This is a genomic window from Trichocoleus sp. FACHB-262, assembly GCF_014696035.1.
Taxonomy (GTDB): domain Bacteria; phylum Cyanobacteriota; class Cyanobacteriia; order FACHB-46; family FACHB-46; genus Trichocoleus.
The window spans coordinates 1-3716 of sequence record NZ_JACJPK010000087.1 but is presented as its reverse complement, the minus strand read 5'-3'; the positions used below and the strand labels follow the sequence as shown (position 1 = coordinate 3716).

The following is a 3716-nucleotide window of genomic DNA, read 5'->3' as shown; positions in this document are numbered from 1 at the left end:
ACCTTCATCACCTCCAACACAAGCGCAATCAACAGCGACAATTTCGACGTTCTCCAGCAACTTACTTAGCTACTCTGGAGCAGAAATTTCTCCAGCTATCTTTGCCACTCTAGTTTTTTTCTAGGACGGCAAAACTAGCTGGAGAAGTTTCTGCTCTAGAGCCGCGAGGTAATGAGCCGGATCTTGCCAGAACTAGCTTTGCTGAGCGCGCTTGGGCTGATGCTGTTATTGACGACGCTTCAGCCTCCTCAAAGTTCCGAGAACCCCAAAGGCTAAGATGCCGACCAACGAGGTGGGCTCTGGAACAGTTGCTACCTCACTGGTGACACTGACGTTTTCATCTAGCCCGTCTCCTCGGTGATAGATATAATCCAGTGCACCAGAGTCATTGAGCAGAGAGGCTCGTAAGAACAGTCCACTCCAACGAGCGATTGTTTCTGTCGTAATGTTCTGGCCTAACGTCGGTCGAACTGGGTCACGCAGGCTGTCTTCGTTAGTAATCCCATAATGGTTGGCACCTTGTACTCTGATTAATGCTTTAGGTGGATCTTGAATCTGCTCGTAAGTCTCTTCAACTGCAGCAAAATTACCCACAACCCCATCGCGATCGCCCGCGATTAAAGCAACAGGAATCCCGTCATTCTCAATTGGGGGAATCATGCCGCCAAAGCGAGGATCTCTAAAAGTTGAGCCATAAAAAACCCCTGCCATCAGTTCTGGTGGTCGGGAGAACGTACCCGTGCAGAGAAAAGGAAAGCAGATATCCTGAATGGCGCTCAGCCCAACAGCTCCACCGAGAGAATGCCCAATCAACCCAAGTTTGTTAGGGTTCAGTCGGTTGGCGAGCGGAGAAGCCGAATTGGTGTTGGCGGCAGTGGCATAGGCTAGGACATCATGGACCTGCTGTTGCTCTGAAAAGAAGCCGGTGAAAGCTTGTCCCGTCACGGGATCGATCGCAGTTCTGATATGGTTTGGCACAATCACTGCAAGGCCATATTGAGCCACCTGACTCGCAAAGTTTGTGTAATCTGCTTTATCCACTAGCGCGCCCTGTAGTAGTAGAACCACGGGCAGCGAATCGACAGGGGCATTGGGTGATGAAACCGGATGGTAGATGTCAGCTTCATCTGCGCCTGTCGCAGTGGGAAGATTAGTGCTGAAGCGATCGACATCGAATACTGGTTTAGGACCCAACGCAACCGCAGGCAGTCCCATTCCTAAGACAAGACAAGCTGACCCGACGACGGCAATTGAGAGCTGCATCTGAATAGCTTTGATCATGGCTCTAAGCGGATAAACAGCAGAGAGACACTGCATGACAGGAGCGTTCACCCTAGTTTGGAAAAACTACTCCTGTTCGTAAACTAGCAGCGCATCCGGAGCCATCCTCACCCATTGAGTCAAAGATTCCTAGTATTTTCCCTTAGGCTTTACTAAAGCTTTAAATTTAGATTTCTAGTCCTCTGAGAAAACACTGAACTATGTTTGTGTTTAACAGTAGATCGCAGAGGGTCAGTAATATTTCGGGAGGCGATCGCGGGTCCCATCGTACGGGAGAAACACCCCGGAACATTGGCAGCTAACTCAACGCTCGGTCATGGAACAGAGTTAGTCATTGCCCTTTTGCTACAAGCAACCGTTGCCGCATCTTCTAGATAAGATGTGGAATTTTTGAGGTGTCCTAGCGTTAGAGCTTTTTCTTGGAGTTTATACGCTCCATTTAAAAACTTTTAATAGATATTCGCTGGAGAATTTGGGCAGTTTAAGTGAAGCTACTAGGCATCCCGCAACCCACTGCCTCAGTCATTAACTTGATGCGAGCATTGGCAGGGTAATACCTCAGGAGTCTCACGATGAACTAGGAGAAATTGTCAAGTGTCTAGTGCCAAACTAAATGACATCAAGATAAACTCCTGTTTCTATCTGCTTCAAACTCTCAGAAATTGCGATGACCTCGATTCGGCATCCTGAGAGATGAAGAGTTATTGAACATTAATAATCTGAGTACGAGGTACCAAGATGAAAGAAGTTCTAGCCCTGATCGAAAAAAAGAAGCAAGAGTTTGCTCAAACCCCTTTCATGGCGTTTTTGCAAGACAAAAGTATAGATCCAAGACAAAGGCTCGCTTGGGCTCCAAGCTTTGCTCCTTTCGCAATGAGCTTTAAGGACTTTAATCACCTTGTCCTTCACAAAGAACCTGCAACTAGCAAACTTCAAGAGATGATTAACCAGCACGCCTACGAAGATGGGCATCACTGGGTTTGGTTTTTGCAAGATTTGAAGTTAATGGGATACGACTACTCCATCAATTTCACTGACACATTGAAGTTTCTTTGGGGTAAAGAAACACAAAAAGTGCGCTCTATGGCTTATAACCTATTTGGCATGTGTGCTTTTGAAGATGATATCTTGATGAAATTGACCATTATCGAATCGATCGAAGCAACCGGAAATGTAGCTTTATTTGAGATTGCACAAGTCGCAAAAGAACTCCAGCAAATTACCAAACAGCATCATCCTTATTTCGGTCAGTCTCATTACGCCAAGGAGACGGGTCACATTCAGGCCGAAGTAGAGGACGTGAGCTCTTTCCTTGAAAGCATAGACCTGACAGAGGCACAGAGGGAAAAAGCTTTTACGTTGGTAGAGCGGGTGTTTGCAGATTTCACAGAGTCAATGAATGAAATGCTAGCGTTTGCTCAAAAGCATCCTTATGACCAAACGTTTATTACGAAGGCAGTATCACCCCTCTCTCAAGAAACACTTTCAGCGGTAGGGGGCTGAGGTACTCCTTCGAAGCCGAGAGACTCGTCTGGTTTCTTCAGGCGTTTTATCAGAGCCTCTCGGCACTTTTGCCCAGGCTCGCTTTCTCTAGAGCCGATATAGTTTTCACCTGTAGACCCTATTGACTGAGAAAAATTGCCGAACCACCTCTCGTTCATCGGCGACAGAGCCTATGTCGGTCGCTGCAATACCAGCACTCCACATAAGAAGCCACCAAAGGGAGAATTAACTTAGGGGCAAAAGGAGTTTAATCACTACCTGAGTCAAAAGCGAGTGTTTGTGGAACCTGGGATTCGAGTGATTCAAATTTTCCGGATTGCCAAAGAAGAGTTCCGGATGCGTTCACGGATGTATAAGACCACGATTGGTTGTGTCTGTGGTTTAGTCCAGTTACGGGTGCAGTATGTCTGAAATCAGGGCTTTAGCAGCTGGACCTGCCCGTTTGTCTTATTTTTGAAGAGGTCTAGTAGTCACTATCCGCTACACAGATTCCCTGACACTTGATACCATTGGTTGCGGTTCTTAGGCAATGAGGACATAGGATCTTTTCAGCATTTGACTCCGAATGACTCTCGTCTGCTGCATGGGTTTGCACTATTTCTGGTTCAACCTGGGTATTAAGAATCATAGAAGTAACGCTTTATGAAGCTACCGACTGCTTCATTAGACCTCCTGCATGAATCAGGAAGGATGTGCCAGTTCGTAGTTGAGCAGTCCTGCAATCAAGTTTAAGCGCAAGCCAAATCGCCGTCTTCGGTTACGGTAGCGTCCCGAGAAGATGCGAAAGATCTTGAAGCGACGAATGACATGCTCCACTCTCACCCGGGCGTTGCACAAAGAGCGAATGATTTAGACAGGAACCAGTACTTTCCAATGTCTCAGATAGTAGGTCAATAAGCAAATAGAGGCTTCCAGCATCTCTTGTGACTTGG

3 protein-coding genes and 1 pseudogene are annotated in these 3716 nt (G+C 46.8%); 2 read left to right on the top strand and 2 right to left on the bottom strand.

Features of this window, described 5'->3' with window-relative positions; all coding sequences use genetic code 11:
* Window positions 1-225: 225 nt before the first annotated feature.
* Window positions 226-1317 carry a PEP-CTERM sorting domain-containing protein gene (locus H6F68_RS20270; protein ID WP_199300208.1) on the bottom strand — a complete coding sequence of 364 codons (1092 nt, stop codon included), beginning with the start codon at window positions 1315-1317 and terminating at the stop codon, window positions 226-228.
* A gap of 702 nt (window positions 1318-2019) precedes the next feature.
* Here H6F68_RS20270 and H6F68_RS20265 point away from each other — a divergent pair.
* Both H6F68_RS20265 and H6F68_RS20260 read left to right on the top strand, forming a co-directional pair.
* On the top strand, window positions 2020-2784 hold the full coding sequence (locus tag H6F68_RS20265; protein WP_190561790.1) for a hypothetical protein: 765 nt from the start codon (window positions 2020-2022) through the stop codon (window positions 2782-2784).
* A 273-nt stretch (window positions 2785-3057) separates the two neighbouring features.
* Complete coding sequence (locus tag H6F68_RS20260) at window positions 3058-3195, top strand: hypothetical protein (RefSeq protein ID WP_190561788.1); 138 nt, start codon at window positions 3058-3060, stop codon at window positions 3193-3195.
* 270 nt (window positions 3196-3465) lie between these two features.
* Here the strand turns inward: H6F68_RS20260 and H6F68_RS20255 are convergent.
* Window positions 3466-3609 (bottom strand): annotated as a pseudogene (locus H6F68_RS20255) (IS5/IS1182 family transposase); the annotation flags it as partial.
* Window positions 3610-3716: the final 107 nt, after the last annotated feature.

What these genes read in the sequence shown, in the direction of transcription:
- H6F68_RS20265 (WP_190561790.1), top strand. Translation starts at nt 2,020, where the DNA reads ATGAAAGAAGTTCTAGCCCTGATCGAAAAAAAGAAGCAAGAGTTTGCT.
- H6F68_RS20270 (WP_199300208.1), bottom strand. Translation starts at nt 1,317, where the DNA reads ATGCAGTGTCTCTCTGCTGTTTATCCGCTTAGAGCCATGATCAAAGCT.